This is a genomic window from Actinoplanes sp. TBRC 11911 (assembly GCF_012933445.1).
GTDB lineage: Bacteria > Actinomycetota > Actinomycetes > Mycobacteriales > Micromonosporaceae > Actinoplanes.
In genome coordinates this window covers 13,523-35,516 of record NZ_JABBNC010000003.1, presented here as the reverse complement: position 1 = coordinate 35,516, position 21,994 = coordinate 13,523, and the positions used below count along the sequence as shown (strand labels likewise).

Below are 21,994 nucleotides of genomic sequence, written 5' to 3'. Positions count from 1 at the left end.
TGTATCCTGGCCGACTTTGAACTTTCTGGAGGTTGACCCGCCGGGTGACCGGCCTGCAGCAGCCATGTTGAGCTGCGGTTCTGCTTCCGCCGACCGGATAGGCAACCGCGATCAGCTGCGGCCTGCCCCGTTGCGCAACCCGGGCCGCCGCGGCCGTAGAGATCGCCATGGGTCGCGCGGCTCTCTACGGCGGGGCGGCGTTCTCGCAGTGTGGACATCGTGCCCACATCGTGGACTTTTCGCGAACCTTGGAGAGTTGCGCCCACATACGAGCCATAACTCTCCAAGGTTCACATCTGGCCGGGAAAACCCGCCGTGCGAAAGCCGCATCACGGGGCAAAAGCCACTCCACAATGGACCCGAATCCCACATCGCGGACGCCGGGTCCAGGACGTGGTCGCCGGTCTCAGTAGGTGGCCGCGAGTCTCACGAAGTGGAAGCGCCCGCGGGTCACTCGGGGGAGCCCCGGCGGTCCAGCGGCCCAGCCGGTCCACCCTGGCTATCGGAAATTTCGGATATGCCCGTGGTGGGCCGGGTGCCCCGACGGCCGCCGGGTCGGATCAGGACTTACTTCTCTAGGTCCAGGGGCGCAGCTTCTCCGGGTTGCGGATCGCCCACATGTGGGTGATCCGGTGGTTCTCGACGGCGAAGGCCATCACCGACACGGTGACGCCGTCGCGCTGCAGGATCAGGCCCGGCTGGCCGTTGACCGCGCGCTCCAGCAGCGTCATGCCGCCGACCCGGTCGGAGATCCACATGGCGTAGCGCGCGATGTCGTCGGCGCCCTTGATGGGGCGCAGCGCGGCGTTTACGATGCCGCCGCCGTCCGAGGTCGCGGTGGCGTTCGGGTCGAGCAGCCCGACCAGCGACGGGATGTCCCGGGCCTCCCACGCGCGCTTGAAGTCGCGGACGATGCCGGCCTGGTCGGCGGACGGCGTGGTCGGCACGTGCGACGCCCTGGTGCGCCGGCGAGCCGAGGCGGCGAGCTGCCGGCAGGCCCCGGGCGTCCGGCCGACGATCTCGGCGACCTCCGGGAAGGAGTAGCGGAAGACGTCGTGCAGGATGAACGCGACCCGCTCGGCCGGGGTCATCGACTCCAGGACCACCAGGAACGCCATGTTGATCGACTCGTCCAGGGTGATCCGATCGGCCGGGTCGGTCGATTCCTGGCGCTCGGGTAACGGCTCCGGGATCCACTCGCCCACGTACCGCTCGCGGCGGGCACGCGCCGAGCCGAGCACGTCCAGGCAGATCCGCCCGGTGACCTTCGTGAGCCAGGCACCCGGCGTCTCGATCGCCTCCTGCTGCTCCGGCGACATCGCATACCAGCGTGTGTACGCCTCGGACACCGCATCCTCGGCCTCCGCCACCGAACCCAGCATCCGGTACGCCATGTTGATCAGCTGCCGGCGTTCGCCCATGATCGCGCGCAAGATGTCTCCCCTCATCGATTGTTTGACGATGCTGAGGGCGAAAGTGTGACTCGGGACCGATCTTTCCATTATGTAGCGATTCAGCTACCCTCTGTGTATAACCAAACGGGGCAAAGGGGGTATCGGAGTCACTCTCAGTGGTTTCCAGGGGTCGGGAGTTCGTCATGCCCAAGAAACAGCTTTTTGATGTACGCGTCCTCGTGCTGATCGGCGCCAGTGGCGGCATGGTCTGGTTGGCGATCGTGCGGCCCGCCGTCGCCACGGCGATCGGTCTCGGGCTGACCGCGCTGTACATGATGCACCGAATGGTGGGTCGCTGACTCCGTTCGGATTGCGGTTCCCCGGCGTTCGGTTATGTTTGCCGCAGGGCAAGTAATCCGTGGACCGAGGGAGACGCGTCGTGCACGCTCACGTGGCATCCGGACGTACGGCCGCCGACGAGGTCGCCACCGGGCTGGTCGAGGCCTATGCGACGGCGGATCCGGCCGATCCCGCACGGGCCCGGCTGCGGGAGCAGGTGATCGAGGCGTGGCTGCCGCTCGCCCAGCACCTCGCCCGGCGCTACAACGGTCGCGGCGAACCCGCCGACGACCTCTACCAGGTCGCCGCTCTCGGCATGATCAAGGCGGTGGACCGCTTCGACGCCTCGCGGGGCATCGAGTTCACCGCGTTCGCGATCCCGACGATCGTCGGCGAGGTCAAACGCCATTTCCGCGACCGTACGTGGGCGGTTCGCGTCCCACGCCGGCTGCAGGAACTGCGGCTGGCGATCAGCGGCGCGAACAACGACCTGAACCAGACGCTCGGCCGCGCGCCCACGGTCGCCGACATCGCCGCGCACCTGAAGATCACCGAGGAAGAGGTGCTGGAAGGGCTGGAAGGCGGCCGGGCCTACACGGCCACCAGCCTCTCCGCGCCGGTCAACGACGAGGGCGCCATCGAGCTCAGCGACACGTTGGGCGAGATCGACGCGAACTTCGAGCTCACCGAGAACCGCGCGTCGCTGCCGTCCGCGATGGCGACGCTCGACGATCGGGAGCGCGCCATCGTGAAGCTGCGTTTCTACGGCGAGATGAGCCAGTCCGAGATCGGGGAAAAGCTCGGCATCTCCCAGATGCACGTGTCCCGGCTGCTGGCGCGAGCCGTCCGGAAGCTGCGCGTGCAACTGATGGATGAGCCCGTACGGCGTGCTCCGCGCCGCTGATTCGCGCCGCCCGCTTTCCGCCGGTTTACCGGTGCCGGGTGGGTCCGCGCCCTGAATCGGCGATGTTCTTCCTGGTCAACCCGTGATTAGTCTGTCAGATGAGGGGACGCGGCAGACGGGCGCGCGGGGAGGTCCAGTGGCGCTGACCGACGAGGCGATCGACAAGATCAAGCGCATGATCACGTCGGGTGAGCTCGGTCCGGGCGACCGCCTGCCGAGGGAATCCGACCTGGCCGAACGCCTCGGACTCTCGCGCAACTCACTGCGCGAGGCGGTCCGCGCCCTGTCGATGATCCGCGTGCTCGACGTCCGGCAGGGCGACGGCACGTACGTCACGAGCCTCGCCCCGGCGTTGCTGCTGGATCGGTTGAGCTTCGTCGTCGACTTCCAGCGCGACGACACGGTCCTCGAGTTCCTGGAGGTCCGCCGCATTCTCGAGCCGGCCGCCGCGGCCCTGGCGGCCCAGCGGATGGCCGACGCCGACATCGACAAATTACAGATGCTGCTCGACGAGCTGGGCGCCGATCCGAGCGTCGAGGCCCTGGTGGCCAACGACCTGGAGTTCCACCGCCGGATCGCCACCGGCGCCGGCAACACCGTGCTCAGCTCACTGATCGACGGCCTGTCCGGCCCGACGACGCGGGCCCGCATCTGGCGGGGCCTGACCCAGGAGGGCGCCGTCGAGAAGACCCGCGAGCAGCACCAGGCGATCCACGACGCGCTGGCCGCGCACGAGCCGGAGCGGGCCCGGGCCTGGGCCACGATCCACATCGCGGGCGTCGAGGAGTGGCTGCGCCGAGCCCTGTGACGGCGCAGCCCCCAAGGCGTCAGGCCGCGGTCGGGCCGACGAGCTGGAACGCGCTCTGCCACTGCCAGCCGTTGGTCTTGTTCAGGGCGATGTTCAAGAAGGCGATCTCCTCGAGCGAGCGAGCCATGCGCAAGCCCCCGATGTCGCGCGGCCCGAAGCCGAGGCTGCCGGCGAGCTCCACGGCCGCCTGCTTCGCGGTGGCGTCGTCGCCCGCCACGAAAGCGTCGAGCGGCGTGCCGGCCTCCCGAGGTGCGCTCATCCGGCTGGCCAGGATCGCGTTGAAGGCCTTGGCCACGTGCGCCGTCGGCACCTTCTTCTGGAGTTCCTCCGCAAAGGACGCACCCGCGGTAAACGTGTCCGACATGTCGGCGTTAACGGGATTGGTGGCGTCGATCAGGACCTTGCCCGACAACTTGGCGGCGAACTCGTCGGCCCACTCCGCCGCGATCAGTCCGGGGATGCCGAGTACGACGACGTCGGCCCGGTCGATCGCCTCGTCGTTCGTGCGAGCGGTGGCGCCGCTGTCCGCCGCCGCCTTCGTCGCGTGCTCGGAGTTACGTGCGGTGATCGATACGTCGTGCCCCGCCGCGACCGCGGCCTTGGCGAACGCGCCCCCGAACGCCCCGGCACCGATGACTGCGACCTTCATGATCGTCTCCTATGTCCGAAAGCTTGCTTGCTGTCGCTTGGTTTCTCCAGGTTTGCAGTTTCCAGAAGAAACCGCAAACCAAAAGATCCCGCTGTGTAAGAGATAACATCGAGCCATGGCGGCAGCGGAAACCCGGAACGCGGAGTATTACGACGTCTTCGCGAGCACCTGCCCGTCGCGCCCGGTGCTCGAGCACGTGACCGGCCGATGGGGCAGCCTCACCCTGGGCGCCCTGGCCGACGGCCCACGGCGCTTCAACGACCTGCGCCGCCGGGTCGACGGCGTGAGTCAGAAGATCCTGGCCCAGACGCTGCAGACCCTGGAGCGCGACGGCTTCGTGAAGCGGACCGTGCACAGCACGTTCCCGCTGCACGTGGAGTATTCATTGACCCCGATGGGCCAGAGCTTCGCCGACCGCCTGCTCGACTTCTTCAGCCACCTCCAGGGCCAGATGCCCGAGGTGGAGAGGGCCCAGGAGGAGTACGACAGCCGCCCCCGGTAGGGCACCCCTTTCCCCGTACGTGTTCATCGCCACGTTGCCGAAACGGACCCATGGGTCCGGATAATGGCGGCGGGACACGACGAGAACGGGGAACCATGAAAGCGCTTGCCGCGATAGGGCTCGGCACACTGGCGTACGCGCTGGCACAGACCACGATCCTGCCGGCGCTGCCCGCGCTGGCCGCCGCTCTGCATTCCGACGCACAGAGCGTGACCTGGGCACTCACCGCCTATCTGATCGCCTCCGCCGTCCTCACGCCGGTTCTCGGCCGGCTCGGCGACCTCTACGGCCGGCGCCGGCTGCTCGTCGTAGCGCTCGTCGTGTTCGCGGTCGGATCGCTGGTCAGCGCCCTGTCCACCAACCTGGCACTGGTCGTCGCCGGCCGGGTGCTGCAGGGCGCGGGCGGCGGCGTGATCCCGCTCGGCGTCGGCATCGCCCGGGTGGCCTTCCCACCGGAGCGCCGCGCCTGGGCGATCGGCATCATCTCCGCCGTCTTCGGCGTGGGCAGCGGCCTCGGCCTGGTCGTCGGCGGGCTGATCGTCGACCACACCTCGTACCGCTGGATCTTTTGGATCACCGCGGCGATGGCCGCCCTGTCCGCGGTCGCGGTCGGCCTCGTCCTGCCCGAGCCGGGGAAGGCCAACGGCGGGCGGATCGACGTGGTCGGCGCGCTGCTGCTCGGCGTGGGCGTGACGCTTCCGCTGCTCGCGATCAGCCGGGCGAGCCACTGGGGCTGGACCTCGGGACGCACGCTCGGCCTGATCATCGGCGGGTTGCTCGTGCTGGTGGTGTTCGTGCTGTTCGAGCGGCGCAGCGCCGAACCGTTGATCCACCTCGGACTGCTGACCCGGCCACCGGTGCTCATCACGAACATCGCGACGTTCCTGGTCGGCTGCGGCATGTTCGGCGTGTTCGTGCTGGTGCCGCAGTTTGCCGAGGCACCCGGCAGCACCGGCTACGGCTTCGGCGTCGACGCCACCCGCGCCGGTCTGCTGCTGGCCCCCGGCAGCCTGGTGATGATGGCAGGCGGGCCGCTCGCCGCGTTCCTGTACCGGCGTGTCGGCGGCCGCACCACGCTCGCCGCCGCGGCCGGGGTGACCGCGCTCGGTACCGCCCTGCTCGCCGCCGCCAGCGGCAGCCAGCTGTCGGTGCTGGCCTGGTCGTTCGTCGCGCTGATCGGCGTCGGTCTGGCCCTGGCCGTCATCCCCACGATCATCGTCGACGCGGAACCGGCGGCCCGGGCGGCGGAGGCGGCCGGCGTCAACGCGCTGGTCCGGTCCGTCGGGTCCTCGGTCGGCACCCAGGTCATCGCCGGAATCCTGGCCGCCGGGGTCACCGCCGCCACGGTGCTGCCGGACGATCATTCGTTCGTCGTCGCGTACGTGTTCTGCGTCGCCGCGACGGTCGTGGCCATGGTCGCGGCGGCGCTGATCCCGCGGGCGCGTGCGCAACACTGAGAGCGTGACTAACGAGGCCAAGCGCAGCGACGCGGTCCGCAACCACGCGCGCATCATCGCCGCCGCCCGGCACCTGTTCACCGAGCAGGGACTCGGTGTGACGGTGCCCGAGGTGGCGGCGCGGGCCGGTGTCGGGAAGGCCACGGTCTATCGCAGTTACCCGACCAAGCAGGATCTCGTGCTGGCCGTCGCGCGCGAGCAATTTCAGGCGCTGGCGGAACGCACCCGGGCAGCGCTCGACGGCCTCGATCCGTATCGGGAGCTCCTTGACTACGTGCCCGCGCTTTTCCAGGCGCTGTCCGCGGATCGGGTACTGGCCGACGCGTTCTTCAACGGGACGATCCTGCCGGCCGAGGAGATTCTCGAGCAGATCAGCGAACTGCTGGACAAGGCCAAGGCGTACGGGCCGATCCGGCCGGATGCCGGAATGATCGACGTACGCGTCGTGCTTTGCGGCGCCGTCCGCCAGCTCATCGTGCTGGAGTTGAACGACCCGGCGCTCTGGCAGCATTATGCGGAGATGGTTCTCAATGCGTTCCATCTCCGGAACGGGGGAGAAGCGGGCCGAGCGGGCCGAGGTCCAGATTCAGGTCCTCCGGCTCGAGGTGGAAATGCTCGCGGAGCAGGACCATCTGCTCGTCCAGCGCCATGAGTGTGCTGCCGATCCGTTCCACCTGGTCGTCGCTGAGATCGCCCACATCGACCCGTCGCAATGCCTGCCGTTCCATGAGCTGACGAATCAGCTCGACGATGGTGAGCACCAGAGCGGCCAGGCCGCGCCCGACCGAATCCGGGTCAACCGAGAGATGCCGATCCGAAGACATCGAACCCCTCCCCGTCCTCGGCGAGTGCGCCGACCGACGCGACCAGCGCGCGCAGCGAGATCCGGACGAGGTCCACCTCCGCGATGGAGATCGTGACGTCGCCCGTGATAACCACCCCGGTGGCCAGCACCCGGTCGAGCAGATCGACGAGCGGAACAGGTTGATAGAGAAGGTCCGTCATGATGTCTCTCCGGCGATGAACGAATACGGCGGCCACGGCCCGGTCAGCTCTATTCGTACCGCGGCGTGACATTTCGACAGCGCGGAGACCAGCTCGGTGAACTCGGTGACCCGGTCCTGATCCACCAGATAGGCGCCATTGAGGACCATCGCCGTCTCAGCACCGGACAGTCGCCGATCCTGCGGGGCGTGCCGCCGCGCGCCGGCCGCGAAATGGGCCAGTGTGGCATGCACCGCCGACGCCTCGCGCGCCGCATTCTCCAGACCCTCGCTGTGCGCGGTGAGCTGTGCCCGGCGTTTGCGCAGATACGCGGTCCCCGACTCGGCCGCGCCGGGCGTTTCGGTCACGCTTTCCATCGCGTACGCCTTGACGCCCCACTCGGCACGCCCGGCCACCCGGTCCAGCCCGTCGACGAAGTCGTCACGCCGATCGGTCAGCAATGTGGCCACCCCGTCCGGGTCGAGATAGACGGTTGCGAGCCGCGCGGGCACCACCGGGCCGACCCGGGACAGCGCGTCCACCACCACGTGGTGCGCCCGCGCCGCGCTTTCCAGCCAGGTCAGGTCCTCGAGGTTGCGCAGCATCGGCTCCTCCCCGTAGCGCGACAGCGGCACCTTGCTGACCACCGCGGTGAGCCCGGCCGCCCGGACCACCGACAGCCGGACCCCGTCCATGCCGGGCACACCGTCCAACGTGGCCGGATCGATGTGCGGGACGACCGCGTGCAGCCACACGCCCTCAGTACTGCCGGTCATCGCGTCGCTCCGATCCGTCGAGCACGGGGGCGTTCTCAATCTCGTACGGCGTACCCGGCCCCGGCTTGACGGCGGCCTTGGTGGCGCGCGACGTGAGCCACGGATCGTGCTCCCACCAGTCGATGCCGATCTCCCGCGCGGTGTCCACCGAGACGATGAGCAGCCGCAGCTTGATCGTCAGCAATTCGATGTCGAGCAGATTGACCTGGATATCGCCGGCGATCACGATGCCGCGGTCCAGCACGCGTTCCAGAATGTCGCCCAGATTCGCCGGCTGATGGCCTCGCGCCTCGGCCGTCTGCGGGTAGGTCATCAGCTCACCTCGCCGCTCTCCCCGCGACCCCGCGGGTACCGCTTGGTGCGTCGATAGGTGCGCAGGTATCCATCGGCGTCGATCTCGGTGAGGTACAACCCGAGCACGTCGTTGGACGACGGAATTCGCCGGTCCTCGATGACCTCCACGCCGACGACCCAGCCGTGCTCCGACGGCTCCAGCGAGACCACACCCCGCAGGTCCTTGCCGGTGAACTCGGTGATGTATTGCAGCGCCGCGCCGACCACCTCGGCCGGCGACATTTCCTCGGCGAATTCCTCGTCGTCGTATTGGTCGTGCTTTTCGGGCGACACGTCCCGGGTGACGTCAACTTGTCCTTCGCGTCGGCCGGCAGGCATCTCGCACCCCCTTTCTCCAGCGGGTCCAGGCCGTCATGGGCGAGGACCGCGCTGGTCGATCATGCGGTTCAGGACTTCTTGTTGCCCGCGCTCGAATTCGTCGTCGGAAACGGCACCCGCGTCGTGGGCCTCCTCCAGTTCCTCGAGCCGGCGCTGCAGCCGCACCGGGTCGTACAACTCTCGTTCCGCCTCGCGTTGCAGAACCCTCGCGACGCTCGTGAGTAATCGAACGGGGGCGAGCGGAGCGGTCACGATTCCGCTGATGATTCCGCCCATGCCTATCCCTCCGTCGGCGGCTGCAGCGTGGCCACGAAGTCGTACGGCGCGAGCGGGCCGAGCAGTCGCAGATTGATCCGGCCCGACCAGTCCTCGGCGACCCGGTGCACCGCCTTCTCCAGGTCGTCCTGCCGCTCGGTGTCGACGAGCAGGGCGATGTTCGCCGCGTCCGTCTCGCTGGTCGGCTGGCGTATCAGCAATTGGCCGGCGACCGGCTGCAGGAGGTCGGCCAGGGCTTGGGTGTCGACGTTTCGCTTCGCCTCGACGGCCTGGTTGACGATTTCCCCCAACCGGGTACGCACCCCGACCGATACCTCTTCGGGCAGCTGCCGGGCCTCGTCCCGCAGCTGGCGCAATTCCGGGTTCTCGTCGAGCACCTCGGTCAGCAGCGCGGCTTGGTCGTAACGGCCGCGCACGATGAATTCGAACCGGCCGTCCAACTCGTCCAGCGCGGCGCGGAAATCGTCGTGATGCTCGGCGAGCAATGCGGCGACCGCGTCCTCGTCGGTGAACACGGTGCCGAAACGCACCGGCAGCACCGGCGCCAACGCGGCCGTGCCGTCGAGCAGGTTCTGGTAGCCGCGCAGTTCCTCCGGACGCCCGAGCGAACGGTCCAGTGACACCTCGCTGATCAGGGCACCGACGTCGCCATGGGTCACCATCGTGACCCGGGCCGGCGGGTCGCCGATGCCCCGCGCGTCCGAGGTCGGCTCGATGTCGGAGGGCACCACGCCGTACAGGAAAGTGGCTGTTTGCTCGGTCATGGCTAACGCTCCCGTCGGCGGGTCTCGCTGCTGTTGGTCAGTTCACCGAGAATGTCGCCGGCCTTCGAAATCATGTTTTTCTTTCCGACGCCCTCGACGACCTGGGGAAGGCCCGCGCCCTGGTTCTCGGTGAGGTCGAGCCGGTTGACCGCCTCGGCGAATCGCAGATAGGTGTCGACACTCGCGATGACGACGCGGGCATCGATGCTGATCAGGTTGATCCCGACGATGGAAACGTTGACCTGCGCATCGATCACCAGACCTTTGTCGAGGATGGTGTCGATGACGTCGACCAGCGAGGAGGAGTCACCCGAACCGAGCGGCGAGGATGATTGGACTGCGGTTGTCATCGGCGGGACCTCCCGGGGGTGGTGCTGCGCGCCGGGCGCGCTCGCTGACCATTGCGCGGTCGTGCGGGTCGATGCCGGGGACGCTCCTCTTCCTCTTCGTCTTCCGCTTCCTCTTCGTCTTCTTCCTCTTCGAATTCGTCTTCTTCCGGCTCTTGCTGGTCTTCCTCGCCCTGCTCCTGCTTCTGCCCCTGCTCCTGCTCCTGCTCCTGCTGGATGGCGTCCTCGTGACTGACGACGACCTCGCTGTCGCGGATCTCGCCTCGCCAACCCTCGAGTTCGTCCTGCTCGATGATCGTGTGAGTCATCACGTGGCGGACGAAATGCTTGAGCTCGAGCCGGGCCCGGCGCCCCTGCGCGCGCCAGATGTTCCCGGTGCGCTCGAAGAGGCCTTGCGGGTGGTACTCCAGGACCACCAGGATCCGGGTCAGGGACGGGGCGAGCTCGTGGAAACTGACCGTTCCGTCGACCGAGCCCTTCGCGCCCTTCGACTTCCAGGTGATGTGCTGGTCGGCCACCTGTTCCACGATGGTGGCCTCCCAGGTGCGGTGCGACCAGAACACCTGTGCTTTCCAGTTCGCCTTCTCATCCGATTCCTGGTCGACGCTCTCCACCTTCTTCATGAAGCTGGGGAAGTCCGAGAATTGCGTCCATTGGTCGTACGCCACCCGCACCGGCACGCCGACATCGACGGACTCGATGATGTTCACTACCTTGATCTTCTTTCCGCCTCCTCCGCCGCCACCCCCGCCGAAGGCACCGGTGATCTTGGCTTTGACGCCGGCCAGTCCCGCTTTCAACGCTGACTTCACGGGTGACTTGCCATCGGCCATGGCCTTGGCTCCGGTCGCCGCGGCGATCTCGCCCGGCTTCCCACGGCCTTCCGCGATGTCGGTCAACCGGTCGGTAAGACCGCCGATGCGGCCGACCACGTTGTTGGCGGCGCGTTCTCCCATGGCCACGACCAAGTTGCGGAGCTCGTTCGTGAGAATGTCGGTGGCTTGCTTGCGCAGCCCGCCACCAGCGACCTTTTTCGCCGTGTCGGTCATCGCTTACTCACCCGCCGACGTACTGGTGCGCCGCCTCCGTCGGCCTGCTCCCCGTCGGATCGGCGTGCGCGCGCCCCGGCGCCGTTGCCGTTGTCGCCTCCGGAGTCCGCGGGAGCCGGCCTGCGACGCAGGCCAGGGGCCTTGCGCGGCCGTGGGCGAGGCTCTTCCTCCGGCTCGTCGTCCGGTTCGTTCTCGTCGGTCTCGTAGTCGTCGTCGTACTCGTCCTCGGCGTCCGCCGTGGCGCGGCGCGACCGGGCTGGCGCGCGCTCGTCCTGCCGGTCCTCGTCGTCCTGCTGGTCCTGGTCATCCTGCTCGTCGGGCTCGGCCTGCTGGTCCGTACGCAACGCGTCGGTGCGCCGCTTGATCCGGTCGCCCATCGAGTCGATTCCGCGGGTGACCGCGCCCGCCGCGGCCGCCTTGCCCGCGGCCGTGAGCGGCTTGGCCAGCCCGCTGACCTGACCCAGAATCGGGGAATTGCCCAGCAACTCACCGCCGGCTTTCAACAGTGAAGCGGGATCGCGGCTGAAGCGTCCGACGGCAAGCGCGCTGCCGACGGCCATCGCCGTACGCAATTTCTTGCGCCGACCCAGTAGATATCCCAATCCGACGGCCATAGCGATTCGTGCGTTAGATCCCATCGCTGTCTCCTAACGCGGTAGGCTCCATTCATCCAAAGAGGATGATCACCTGGAGCGGCTGCAATGCCGCATTGTCGACGCATACCCACGAGGTCCGGCAGCTAACCGCGAGAATCGCAGGTCAGCCCACTTGCGGGGATCGTCGATGAAACAAATGCCGCAGTGCTCGACGAGCGATTTAAAGCGGTGCGGTTTCGCATTAATGGGGCTCTTCTGGAACGCCGCGAAGCAAGGTCGAAAACTCGTGAATCGGTCATCGGTCCCCATGCGGGTGGTGCCGTCGCGTCAGGTTCGCAACGGCACCCGCCAACGCGCGACTCAGATTCGCGCGGCCATCCAGTGCGGGGTGGTCGCCCGGCCGGGCTGGTGAACGACATATTTACGCTCGGTGGCCGGGACGGTTCATTTTTGACAGTTTGTCCATATTCACCAACGTGGTGCCTGGTCAAGTCGCCGTTGACCTAGATCAACACTCAGCCTTATCGTGATGATCAATATTCTTGGACATCTATACCAAGAAGGGCTCGATTTGTTTTCCGTGCGCAAGCTTGTCCTCGCTGTCACCATCGGCCTGATGACAATTCTGGGTATCGCTTCGGCGCCCGCGAACGCGGCGGCCGCGGCCATTCCCTTCGGGCAACCCCAGTCCGGCATCGCCACGTTCTACAACGACTCCGGGTTCGGTGCCTGCGGCACCTCGATCAACGCCGCCACGCAGATGCTGGTCGCCGTCTCGTACCAGTGGTTCACCGCCGCCAACCCGAACGCCGACCCGTTATGCAGCAGTGTCTCGGTGCAGGTCACGTACAACGGCAAGACGATCACCGTGCCGGTGAAGGACAAGTGCCCGTCCTGCGACGCCTCGCACATCGACCTCAGCCAGGCCGCGTTCGGGCAGTTCGCCTCGACCGATCCGGCGACAACTCCGGGCGTACTCAATCTGACTTGGCAGTTTGTCAATGGGAACGGTGGCGGGGGCAGCACGCCGCCGCCCGCCGGACGGACCGGGCAGATCACCGGCCTGGCCGGCAAATGCATCGGAGCGGCCGGCGGCGTCGCCAGCAACGGCACGGCGGTCGACCTGTACGCCTGCGTCGGCTCGGCGACCCAGCAATGGACGATGGCGACCGACGGCACGATCCGCAACAGCGGCAAATGCCTCGACGTCGCCGGCGCCGGCACCACGAGCGGCAGCAAGGTGCAGTTGTACGACTGCAACGGCACGGCCGCGCAGCAATGGCTCTACACCAGCGGGCGCGACCTGGTGAACCCGAACGCGAACAAGTGCCTCGGCCTGACCGGCAACACGTCCGCCGACCTCACCAAGGTGCGGATCTGGACCTGCACCGGCGCCGCCAACCAGAAGTGGAACGTCCCGGCCTGAGCCGTCGCCGTGCCGCCTCCCGGCGAGGCGGCACGGCGTTAGCGGGCTTTCGCCGGACGCGCGGTCGCCGCGCGTTGCGGTCGCGCGCCCTCGGGACGTAGGCCGGTCAGTTGGCGGCCAGCCAGGTCGGGTGGTTGATGACGAACTCGTCGATGGTGTCGTTCTTGGCCGCGCGGAACATCTGCAGGCTCTGGTCGTCCAGATATTGCGCCTCGCCGACGCCGGGCGGGGTCTGATCCTGCGGGACGGTCCGGAAGCCGCCGGAGTCGGCGTTCGTCCGCAGCGTGATCAGGTTGTCCGGGTTGATGGACTTCATGCTCAGCACCCAGTCCTCGAGGGAGACGCCCCCGGTGCTGACCACCATCGCCTTGCCGACGGCGCTGATCAGGCCGGGCAGCTTGGTGGGGGAGCTGAGCCCCTTGCTGACGGCCGTCTTCATGATGGCCTTGAGGAGTTGCTGCTGATGGCGCTGGCGACCGTAGTCGCTGTCGCCCTTCGCGAGCAGGTCGCGCTGGCGGGCGTAGTCGAGGGCCTCGACCGGGGTGAAGCAGTGGTTGCCAACCGTGTACTTGTTCGCGGTGACGCCGGGGACCTTCTTCGGGTGGGCGCCCGCCGAGTCGGTCGTGTACGGCACCGCCTGCTTGCCGTTCTTGTCGTGGCCCACGTGGATCGATGTCACGTCCTCGTCCACGTACATGCAGACCTTGCCGAGCACCTGCAGGATTTTCTGGAAACCCGAGAAGTCGATGATCGCGGCGGCGTCCGGCACGATGCCGAATTTCTTCTGGATCGTCAGAGCGAGCAGCTTGGTGCCGTCCTGGATGGCCTTGTCGCCGTCGAGGCCCCGGCTGCCGAAGGCGAACGCCGAATTGATCTTGTTGGCGCCGCCGCCGTACTTCTGGGCGCCGTTGTCGTACGCCGGAATGTCGATCAGCGTGTCCCGGGGGATCGACAGCATGTAAGCGGTCGAGTGGTCCGCCGGGATGTGCAGGATGATGATCGAGTCGGAGCGGCTGGGCTCGTGCGACTTCGTCCAACTGGGCCGGGTGTCGAGGCTGACCAGCAGGATGTTCTTCGCGCCCTTGACGTCCGCGTGCGCCTTCTGACTCGATCCCTGCACCGAGCCGAGCAGATCCTGGTCCGGCAGAGCGGCGTTCACCTGGTGCTCCGCCACGGTCAGTGACGTCGCCGTGCCGCCACCGGCAAGCGCGATGACTATCCCGGCAGCCAGCGAGATACGTGCCCAGACCGGCGATTTCCGGCGTTCACTACGAGGCTTTTTCGGCACCCGGGTCCTCCACAATGATCGCGAGGGTTCGGAGGATAGCCGATGGACCTGGAGACGCTGATTACATATTCGTCTAGGTAGGACTTCGCCTCGTTAAATAGACGACTTCATCGTGCGTTCGGCCAGGATTCGATGCACCTCGCGCAGTGCGGTGTACGACGCCGTATAAACACGGAACAGCGGTTCGAGGAGTTCGACCGCGCCGGCGTCCGGCTCCACCATCCGCTCGGTTCGCACGGTGGCTTCGGAGGCCGCGCTCACGTCCGGGTATATCCCGGCGCCCACCGCGCCGAGCTGAGCCGCGCCGAGCACCCCGGCGTCCCGCACGGCGAGCCGCTCGACCGGCACACCCAGTACGTCGGCGTGGATCTGGGCCCAGAGGTCGCTGCGCGCCCCGCCGCCGCAGAACCGCACCGTCGGCAGTGGATGGTCACCGGCCTCCGCCACCGCCGCGAAAACCTGGCGTGCCGACATGGCCACACCCTCCAGGACGGCCCGCGACATGTCGGGGCGGGTCGTGTCCGACCCCAGCCCGAAGAACGATCCGCGCACCGCCGAGTCCCAGAGCGGGGCACGCTCGCCCGCGAGGTGCGGGGTGAAGACGACACCCGACGATCCGGCCGGCGCGCGCTCCGCCTCGGCGACGACGTCCTCGACGCGTACGCCCGCTGTCGCCGCCCACCACCGCAAGGCATCCCCGCCGGCTTGAGTGGGACCGGCATGGATGTAGGTGCCGCCCACCTCGGGGAACGCCACCACCCCACGGCCGCGCCCGGTCGTGCCGGACGACGAGCCCGCCACCACGAGCGACGTGCCGCAGGAGACCATCGCGCGGCCCGGCACGGTCAGCCCCGAGCCGAAAATGCTGCCGAACGCGTCCATGGTGCCGACCACCACGCCGGCACCGAGCGGGTGCGTCGGGTCGCGCAATGGCGGCAGCCGTCGGGCCAGACCGTCGACCAGGGTCAAAACCTCTTCCAGGTACGCCCCGGAGCCGTCCACCAACCGCACCGACGCGAGCATGTCGGTCGCGACGTGGCCGGTCAGCCGCGCGTTGATGAAGTCCTTCGGGCTCAGCACCCAGCGCGCCGCCGCCCACGCGTCCGGCGTCTGAGACGCGAACCAGGCGGCGCGGGCCGGCAGAAACGAGGCGTCCAACGTCACCGGCGCACCCCACAGCCGCGTCTTGGCCGCCGCGTCGAACCGCCCGTCGAGCTCCCGGGCGATGGCCGCGCAGCGCTGGTCCTGCCAGACGATCGCCGGCCCGAGCGGCCGCAGGTCGGCGTCGACCAGCAGGTGCGTGTTGACCTGGCTGACCACGCCGATCGACGAGACCGAGCCGCTCGGCAGCGTTTTGCTTACGGCGGCGATGCCGGCCGTGACCGCCCGCCACCATTCCTCCGGGTCCTGCTCCACCCAGCCCTCGCGCGGGCGCGCCGTCCCGATCGGCACGGTGTGGTCGGCGAGCAACTCGCCCCGGGCGGTGAAGGCCGCGGTCTTGACCGCGGTGGTCCCGACATCGACGCCGAGAAGGACGCGCTCGTGCATGGTCTTCATACAAGTCCGGAGCGTGCGTCGCCCGGCGCCCGACCCGCCCGCCGGAGTCGGGCGTCACGTTCAAGGAGGCATTTGATGGCGAAGGGCAAGCCGCCGCACCGACCCGGTCTCCCGCTTCTGGCCCGCATGCGACATCTCGTTCCTGGCTTTGTGCTGCCGCGAGGGCCCCGGGCAGCCAACTCGTTCTGCGACTAGCAGCTCGCGACCGAGATCCGCCGCCGAGATGCCCGACGAGCCGCACATGTCCGCAGATCGACGCGCAGCGTGCCTGGCGGGACGCGCGCATCGTCCATCCATCCCACTATGTGGCGATTCTGACCACATTCTGTAACTGTTCAGCTGGTTCCGTCGGCCGGGAGTCCCCGTGCGAGGCGACGCCGCCAGGCCCGGCCAGGTCCCAGCTCCCCACAGCGGGCGCCCCCACCCGGGTGTGGGCAGCCGCGACGCCGGGGAGGCGGTAGCCCCCCACACCGCGGCCACCCTCACCCACCTGTGGAAAGTCGCGACGCCGGGGAGGCGATAGCCCCCCACACCGTGGCCACCCTCACCCACGTGTGGAAAGTCGCGACGCCGGGGAGGCGGTAGCTCCCCACACCGCGGCCACCCTCACCCACGTGTGGAAAGTCGCGACGCCGGGGAGGCGGTAGCTCCCCACACCGCGGCCACCCTCACCCACGTGTGGAAAGTCGCGACGCCGGGGAGGCGATGGCTCCCCACACCGTGGCGACCCACAGCGGGTGTGGGGAACCGTCACGGCCGGAACGTCCCCGCTCCCCACAGCGACGGCCCTCAGGTCCGCCACGGAAGGCCACCGCATCGGAGGGTGAGCGGCGCGAGAACCAGCTGAACAGTTCCACATTCTGGATTTGGTCGAGACCTTGGAGAGTTACGCCCACATGCGAGCCCTAAGTATCCAAGGTCTACGAAACGGCAGGGAAGGCGGCCGACCAAACAGGGACAAAAGTTGAGAAACGATGCTCCACTGTGGATGTAATTCTCAGGTTGTGGACCCGCTGCCACCATGTGGTCGCCAATCCCGTACAGCGGACGGGGATCCCACATGATGGCATTGAAGGGGGGCGTTGCATGGCTTCCATGGCGCTTCCGGTCGGGTCGACGGTGGGACGCGACCCGCCCGGCGATGCGCAGCAATGCCCGCCCCGATCCCGGTCGCCGGCGGCACGAAACGACCCTGGGCTGCCATCGGCAGAGCCGACCCCGCCCCGACGACGAGCAACAACCAGCGGGCGTGGCAACAACTCGACCGGCGCCGAGGCCTCTGACGCGAAGGACTCCACCCCCCCGGCCGCTAGCTAGCGGGGAGGTCGGTCTGCCACTCATGGTCAGGTGCACGGGTCCGCCGCATGGTGCGCGGTTTGCTGATCAGTCTCATCCGTGTGGTGTTTATGGTGTGGTGGTGCGCCCGTGATCACCGTAGCCGGGCTTCGCGGCGGCAGCGATCGCTTACTTCGCGCGAGGCCGGGGCGCGAGCCGGCCGGTGAGCAGGAATTCGGGCCGCCGCCGGGGTGGGAAACCGGGGCACCGCCGGGGTGGGAAACCGGGGCACCGCCGAGGTGGGAAACCGGGGCGCCCACACACGTCCCGCAAACATCAAGGCCGCATAGCCCGGAAGCTATACGGCCTGGTGAAGCGTGGTGCGCCGCGTAGGACTTGAACCTACAACCCGCGGATTAAGAGTCCGCTGCTCTGCCAATTGAGCTAGCGGCGCGCTCTCTGGCAACGACGGAAACGTTAGCACGCGCCCCGGCGCGCCCCGAAATCGCCCCGCCCGGGCCGGGAATCCACCCTGGGATGGATTCGCGTCCTTGCATGCATGAGGCAGTATGTCCCCCGCACACCCCCGAACAGATGTCCCCCATCAAAATCAACAGGGATGGTCAGCATGCGGCGCACGCTGGTGGCGATCGTGGCGTTAGCGGTGATCACGCCGCTCACCTTGTCCGCCTGCGGCGGTGACGAGAGTGGCAAGAGCGACAAGAGCGACACGCCCAACGCGGCGGCCGGTGCCACGCCGACGTCCAGTGGGCCGGCCACCGAGGGGGTCGCCGCCGCCCCCATCGAGCTGGCCGTCACTCCGGCCGCGGGAAAGACCAACCTTCCCGTCAGCACCGAGATCGGCTTCAAGGTGTCCGGCGCCAAGGTGACCACGGTCACCCTCAAGGATTCCGCCGGTAAGGCGGTCTCCGGCGGGCTGCGCGAGGACGGGTCTTCGTGGGTGCCCAAGGCGCCGCTGAAGACCAAGCAGAAATACACGGCCAGCGTCGTCGCCACCGCCGAGAACGGTCAGACCAAGACGGCGAGCACCAGCTTCACCACGATGGGCGCCCCGGGCAAGAAGACCGGCACCGGGCTCTACCTCTTCGACAACAAGACGTACGGCGTGGCCATGCCGGTGGTGGTCGAGTTCAACCCGGGCATCAAGAAGGCCGACCGGGCCGCCGTGCAGAAGCGGATGTTCGTGCAGACCGACCCGCCGCAGCCGGGCGTCTGGGCGTGGACGGCGAACGGCACCCAGGCCTATTACCGGTCCCGCGACTTCTGGCAGACCGGCACCAAGCTGACCGTGCGGATCGCCGTGGGTGGCCTGCCCACCGGCGGCGGGCGGTACGGCGACCGCGACCGGTCCGCGACCTCGAAGATCGGGCGCAAGTTCGTCATGACCGTCGACAACAAGACGAAGAAGATGACCGTCCAGGACAGCGGTAAGACGGTCAAGACGATGCCGGTCAGCCTGGGCAAGAAGAGCACGCCGAGCGACAGCGGAACGATGGTCGTGATGGACAAGCTCGCGCAGACGGTCTTCGACACCACCGCCGAGCTCGGGCCGGTCAACGGCTACCGCACCGAAATCCAGTACGCACAGCGTCTGACCTGGAGCGGACAGTACATCCACTCCGCGCCGTGGTCGGTCGGTTCCCAGGGCCGGACCAACGTCTCTCATGGATGCGTGAACGTGTCCCCGTCGAATGCCCGATGGCTGTTCGACAAGTCCCTCGTGGGGGATCCTGTGGTGGTGAAGGGGACCGGCGTGAAGCTGGCCTACGGCGACGGCTGGACCGCATGGAACGTGAGCTGGGCGGAGTTCATCAAGGGCAGCGCGCTTCCGGTTCCGGAAAGTTTGCGATGACAGGCAACCAGAGTGACCTCGGTTACGTCTGGGATACGAGAGACCCTAGAACGGCACGATTCCGGGACTTTTGACAGGGCAATCTATAGAGCAAGATGGGCGCCTGGAACGACGACGCCATGAGGAGACCATGAACATCAACGGAGTGAAACAGCGGTGGCGGATCGCCGCGATTGCGTTGATCGCGGGATCTGTGCTGCTCAGCTCCGGCTGCGGCGGCGGCGACAAGAAGTCGTCGTCCTGGCAGGCGGGCGCCACCGGCGGCGCCTCGAGCAATCCGGCGCCGGCGCCGACCCAGAGCACCGTCGCGGTCACGTCACCCAAGGCGGAGGCGACCGACGTGATCGCCGCGACCGACGTTAAGTACACGAGCGACGATCCATCGAACACCACCGTCACGGTCACCGGGCCGGACGGCAAGGAGGTCGATGGCACGCTCGACAAGGACACCAAGACGTGGACACCGGCGAAGGCGCTGGCCTGGAAGACGAAGTACACGGTGACCGTCAAGGGCACCGCTACCGAGGGTAAGAGCGGCACCACGACCAGCAGCTTCACCACAATGTCGAAGCCGACGAAGCAGATCCGGGTGACCAGCTTCCTGGGCGACGGGCAGACGGTCGGCGTCGGCATGCCGCTGATCGTCAAGTTCAGCCGCTCGATTCCGGAGAGCTACCGCGACGACGTGGAGCGCCGGATGACGGTCACCGCCACCCCGGCCCAGGTGGGCACGTGGCACTGGATCAGCCCGACCGAGGTGCACTACCGGCCGAAGGTCTACTGGAAGGCGAACTCGAAGGTCTTCTACAAGATCCAGCTGGCCGGCGTGCCGTTGGGAAGCGGCTACTACGGCCGTTCCGACGTCACCGTCGATCTGAAGATCGGCCGTTCGATGATCATGACGGTGCAGGACAAGACGAAGCGGATGACCGTCACCCAGAACGGCAAGGTCATCAAGACGATCCCGGTGAGCCTGGGCAAGCCGAGCACCCCGTCGGCGAGCGGCACCATGGTGGTGATGGAGAAGAAGGAGCACACCGTCTTCGACACCACCGACACGGACGGCGCGGCCGGCTACCGCACCCCGATCGACTACGCCCAGCGGATCACGTGGAGCGGCCAGTTCGTTCACGCCGCGTCCTGGTCGGAGGGTCAGCAAGGCCGCGTCAACGTCTCGCACGGCTGCGTGAACGTGTCGGAGGCGATGGGCAAGTGGCTCTTCGACCGCACGCTGATGGGCGACCCGGTCATCGTCGCCGGCACCCCGGAAAAACTGAAGAACGGCGACGGCTGGACCGACTGGAACATGAGCTGGGACCAGTACAAGAAGGGCTCATACCTCTGAGCACATCGGCACGCTGAGTTCTGCAGGCCCGGTCGGCGACGACCGGGCCTTTTCCGTCCCCCGTACGCCGGAATTTCGCCCCACCCGGCAAAGGCGCCGCGCTTGACGGGAAATTGGGAAGTCGCTGAGAATACGCTGACTCCCGATGCCGGAATCAATACCGACCCTGCGTACATATCGGAAATTTACGATAGTGGCGGGCCGCTGCGGGCGGGCTGACCTCGAAGTGTTCACCCGCGGGTCGTGAGAAACGTCCGAGTCGGCTATGGACAACGCCGTTGGGATGATTCGCGCATGCACCGCGAGGTCATCGATGTCTGGCCGAAATCTTGTGATCATTGGTCCGGACCGTCTAGATCGATTGCCGGAAGATCGGTGTCTATGCACATTGACCTGGGATAGCTTGCAACGCGAAGACGACTCGCGTTGTTCGTGCCGGGAATCCGATTCGTGACGCAAGGTGCATCCCGATGACTCAGGCCGCGACAGCGTCGTGGAGGGAACCGGGATGGCCCACATCCATCACTTCGACCACGGGTGGATCACCCCGACGATCAGCTACGTGTTGTCGGTGCTCGGCTCGATGCTGGCACTCACCTGCGCGGTCCGGCTGCGCGCGGCGAAAACACGAGGCGAGCGCATCTGGTGGCTCGTCTTAGCGTCGGTTTCGCTGGGCGGCACCGGGATCTGGAGCATGCACTTCGTAGCCATGCTGGGCTTCAGTGTGGACGGTAGCCCGATCCGCTACGACGTCGGGCTCACCGCGGCCAGCGCGATCATCGCGGTCGCGGCGGTCGCGGTCGGGCTGTCGATCGCGGCGCTCGGCACCGGCGCCCGCAACGCCCGCATCGTCACCGGCGGCGTCATCTCCGGGCTCGGCGTCGCGGGCATGCACTACACCGGCATGGCGGCGATGCATCTCAACGGCGAGATCTCGTACGGGATGGCGCGCGTGGGCCTGTCGATCGCGATCGCGGTGGTCGCCGCGACGGTCGCGCTGTGGCTCGCGGTGACCGTGCACACCCCGTTCATCATCTTCGTGTCCGCCCTGGTCATGGGCGTCGCGGTGAACGGCATGCACTTCACCGGCATGTCGGCCATGGGCGTCCAGGTGGAGGCCACCGCCAGCCAGCCGGGCGGCGCGTCCGCCTCCAGCATGATCATCGCCATCGGCCTCGGCGTGGTCTTCGCGATCATCGGTCTCGCGTACGCCCTGCTGGCCGCGCCCACCGAAGAGGACCGTGCGGCGGCCGCCTACCTGGCGTCGCGTCGCGACGGCCTGGCCGCCGCCGAAGCGGCCGCGGAGGCGCAGGCGCAGGCACGCCCGCAGTTCGGCGGTCCACGCGAGACCTTCGGCGGCAACCGCGAGGGCGGCATCCATGCCGGCAGCTGGCGCGGCGGAAGTCAAGGCGGCAATCGCGACGGCGGCAATCGCGACGGCAGCTATCGCGACGGCGGCGGCAACGGGGACGGCAGCGGCAACCGGTCGGGCCGTAACGGGGACTCGCAGTCCACATTCGGCGGCAACCGGGAATCGCAGCAGGAATCCGCGCGACCGAACAAGTCCGGCCTGAGCTCGGGCTCCTGGACCTACCGGGACCGCTCCGCCGGCCGCTGAACGAATGCTTGCCGGCCAGCAAGATCAAGATTCGGCACCGACGATACGGGAGCGTCCCCACGGGGCGGCGCGGGGAGCGGATCGCACTTAGGCTG

22 protein-coding genes, 1 tRNA gene and 2 pseudogenes are annotated in these 21,994 nt (G+C 67.7%); 10 read left to right on the top strand and 15 right to left on the bottom strand.

From position 1 onward, the window contains the following. Window positions 1-575 precede the first annotated feature (575 nt). Window positions 576-1,448: an RNA polymerase sigma factor SigJ gene (sigJ, locus tag HH310_RS05960; protein ID WP_169174406.1), complete on the bottom strand. Its 873-nt coding sequence runs from the start codon at window positions 1,446-1,448 to the stop codon at window positions 576-578. A 149-nt stretch (window positions 1,449-1,597) separates the two neighbouring features. On the opposite strand from sigJ, the gene HH310_RS05955 reads away from it, so the two are divergent. The 3 genes from HH310_RS05955 to HH310_RS05945 all read left to right on the top strand — a co-directional run bounded on the left by HH310_RS05955 (window position 1,598) and on the right by HH310_RS05945 (window position 3,445). Beyond that, a complete protein-coding gene (locus tag HH310_RS05955; RefSeq protein WP_169174405.1) occupies window positions 1,598-1,753 on the top strand; it encodes a hypothetical protein in 156 nt (51 codons plus the stop codon). An 80-nt stretch (window positions 1,754-1,833) separates the two neighbouring features. Next, on the top strand, window positions 1,834-2,637 hold the full coding sequence (locus tag HH310_RS05950) for a SigB/SigF/SigG family RNA polymerase sigma factor (protein ID WP_396027493.1): 804 nt from the start codon (window positions 1,834-1,836) through the stop codon (window positions 2,635-2,637). A gap of 136 nt (window positions 2,638-2,773) precedes the next feature. After that, the gene (locus HH310_RS05945) at window positions 2,774-3,445 is read left to right on the top strand and encodes a FadR/GntR family transcriptional regulator (RefSeq protein WP_169174403.1); all 672 of its coding nucleotides are present in this window, start codon (window positions 2,774-2,776) and stop codon (window positions 3,443-3,445) included. 19 nt (window positions 3,446-3,464) lie between these two features. Here HH310_RS05945 and HH310_RS05940 read toward each other — a convergent pair whose 3' ends face one another. Then, on the bottom strand, window positions 3,465-4,094 hold the full coding sequence (locus HH310_RS05940) for an NADPH-dependent F420 reductase (RefSeq protein ID WP_169174402.1): 630 nt from the start codon (window positions 4,092-4,094) through the stop codon (window positions 3,465-3,467). 115 nt (window positions 4,095-4,209) lie between these two features. Here HH310_RS05940 and HH310_RS05935 point away from each other — a divergent pair, with 115 nt between their 5' ends. The 3 genes and pseudogenes from HH310_RS05935 to HH310_RS45240 all read left to right on the top strand — a co-directional run. Further along, complete coding sequence (locus HH310_RS05935; RefSeq protein WP_169174401.1) at window positions 4,210-4,596, top strand: helix-turn-helix domain-containing protein; 387 nt, start codon at window positions 4,210-4,212, stop codon at window positions 4,594-4,596. A gap of 50 nt (window positions 4,597-4,646) precedes the next feature. After that, window positions 4,647-6,053 carry an MFS transporter gene (locus tag HH310_RS05930; protein ID WP_396027492.1) on the top strand — a complete coding sequence of 469 codons (1,407 nt, stop codon included), beginning with the start codon at window positions 4,647-4,649 and terminating at the stop codon, window positions 6,051-6,053. Further along, window positions 6,040-6,231, top strand: a pseudogene (locus HH310_RS45240) (helix-turn-helix domain-containing protein); the annotation flags it as partial. The gene HH310_RS05930 and the pseudogene HH310_RS45240, both read left to right, overlap by 14 nt. Window positions 6,232-6,580: 349 nt before the next feature. Here HH310_RS45240 and HH310_RS45235 read toward each other — a convergent pair. From HH310_RS45235 to HH310_RS05875, 10 genes and pseudogenes are all read right to left on the bottom strand, one after another. Next, complete coding sequence (locus tag HH310_RS45235) at window positions 6,581-6,877, bottom strand: gas vesicle protein K (protein ID WP_169174399.1); 297 nt, start codon at window positions 6,875-6,877, stop codon at window positions 6,581-6,583. Beyond that, window positions 6,849-7,058, bottom strand: coding sequence for a gas vesicle protein (locus HH310_RS05915; protein WP_169174398.1), 210 nt, complete (start codon window positions 7,056-7,058; stop codon window positions 6,849-6,851). Before HH310_RS05915 ends, HH310_RS45235 begins: the two co-directional genes overlap by 29 nt. Further along, window positions 7,055-7,813 (bottom strand): GvpL/GvpF family gas vesicle protein, encoded by a 759-nt coding sequence (locus HH310_RS05910; RefSeq protein WP_169174397.1) that lies wholly within the window; start codon window positions 7,811-7,813, stop codon window positions 7,055-7,057. The genes HH310_RS05915 and HH310_RS05910 overlap by 4 nt, the downstream gene beginning before the upstream one ends. Next, complete coding sequence (gene gvpJ / locus HH310_RS05905) at window positions 7,797-8,126, bottom strand: gas vesicle protein GvpJ (RefSeq protein ID WP_169174396.1); 330 nt, start codon at window positions 8,124-8,126, stop codon at window positions 7,797-7,799. The genes HH310_RS05910 and gvpJ (HH310_RS05905) overlap by 17 nt, the downstream gene beginning before the upstream one ends. Next, entirely contained in the window at window positions 8,126-8,485 is a 360-nt protein-coding gene (gvpO, locus tag HH310_RS05900) for a gas vesicle protein GvpO (protein WP_169174395.1), read from the bottom strand. Before gvpO ends, gvpJ (HH310_RS05905) begins: the two co-directional genes overlap by 1 nt. Before the next feature lie 33 nt (window positions 8,486-8,518). Then, window positions 8,519-8,761 (bottom strand): gas vesicle protein GvpG, encoded by a 243-nt coding sequence (locus tag HH310_RS05895; protein ID WP_169174394.1) that lies wholly within the window; start codon window positions 8,759-8,761, stop codon window positions 8,519-8,521. A gap of 2 nt (window positions 8,762-8,763) precedes the next feature. Next, complete coding sequence (locus HH310_RS05890) at window positions 8,764-9,525, bottom strand: GvpL/GvpF family gas vesicle protein (protein ID WP_169174393.1); 762 nt, start codon at window positions 9,523-9,525, stop codon at window positions 8,764-8,766. Window positions 9,526-9,671: 146 nt separating this feature from the next. Further along, window positions 9,672-9,875 (bottom strand): annotated as a pseudogene (gene gvpJ, locus HH310_RS45720) (gas vesicle protein GvpJ); the annotation flags it as partial. Then, the gene (locus tag HH310_RS05880; protein WP_169174391.1) at window positions 9,872-10,921 is read right to left on the bottom strand and encodes an SRPBCC family protein; all 1,050 of its coding nucleotides are present in this window, start codon (window positions 10,919-10,921) and stop codon (window positions 9,872-9,874) included. The pseudogene gvpJ (HH310_RS45720) and the gene HH310_RS05880, both read right to left, overlap by 4 nt. Beyond that, window positions 10,918-11,535: a hypothetical protein gene (locus HH310_RS05875; RefSeq protein ID WP_169174390.1), complete on the bottom strand. Its 618-nt coding sequence runs from the start codon at window positions 11,533-11,535 to the stop codon at window positions 10,918-10,920. The genes HH310_RS05880 and HH310_RS05875 overlap by 4 nt, the downstream gene beginning before the upstream one ends. Window positions 11,536-12,133: 598 nt before the next feature. Between HH310_RS05875 and HH310_RS43080 the strand changes: the two genes are divergently transcribed. Next, window positions 12,134-12,943 carry a cysteine/serine endopeptidase inhibitor gene (locus HH310_RS43080; protein ID WP_211191825.1) on the top strand — a complete coding sequence of 270 codons (810 nt, stop codon included), beginning with the start codon at window positions 12,134-12,136 and terminating at the stop codon, window positions 12,941-12,943. Window positions 12,944-13,049: 106 nt separating this feature from the next. Here HH310_RS43080 and HH310_RS05865 read toward each other — a convergent pair whose 3' ends face one another. The 3 genes from HH310_RS05865 to HH310_RS05855 all read right to left on the bottom strand — a co-directional run bounded on the left by HH310_RS05865 (window position 13,050) and on the right by HH310_RS05855 (window position 17,517). Beyond that, window positions 13,050-14,231, bottom strand: coding sequence for an LCP family protein (locus tag HH310_RS05865; RefSeq protein ID WP_169174389.1), 1,182 nt, complete (start codon window positions 14,229-14,231; stop codon window positions 13,050-13,052). A 93-nt stretch (window positions 14,232-14,324) separates the two neighbouring features. After that, entirely contained in the window at window positions 14,325-15,779 is a 1,455-nt protein-coding gene (locus tag HH310_RS05860; protein ID WP_169174388.1) for an FGGY-family carbohydrate kinase, read from the bottom strand. Window positions 15,780-17,441: 1,662 nt separating this feature from the next. After that, window positions 17,442-17,517: transfer RNA gene (locus HH310_RS05855), tRNA-Lys, on the bottom strand. A gap of 165 nt (window positions 17,518-17,682) precedes the next feature. On the opposite strand from HH310_RS05855, the gene HH310_RS05850 reads away from it, so the two are divergent. The 3 genes from HH310_RS05850 (at window position 17,683) to HH310_RS05840 (ending at window position 21,899) form a co-directional block, all read left to right on the top strand. Then, window positions 17,683-18,936 carry an Ig-like domain-containing protein gene (locus HH310_RS05850; RefSeq protein WP_169174387.1) on the top strand — a complete coding sequence of 418 codons (1,254 nt, stop codon included), beginning with the start codon at window positions 17,683-17,685 and terminating at the stop codon, window positions 18,934-18,936. A 130-nt stretch (window positions 18,937-19,066) separates the two neighbouring features. Next, entirely contained in the window at window positions 19,067-20,281 is a 1,215-nt protein-coding gene (locus HH310_RS05845; protein WP_169174386.1) for an Ig-like domain-containing protein, read from the top strand. 508 nt (window positions 20,282-20,789) lie between these two features. Next, the gene (locus HH310_RS05840; RefSeq protein ID WP_169174385.1) at window positions 20,790-21,899 is read left to right on the top strand and encodes an MHYT domain-containing protein; all 1,110 of its coding nucleotides are present in this window, start codon (window positions 20,790-20,792) and stop codon (window positions 21,897-21,899) included. Window positions 21,900-21,994: the final 95 nt, after the last annotated feature.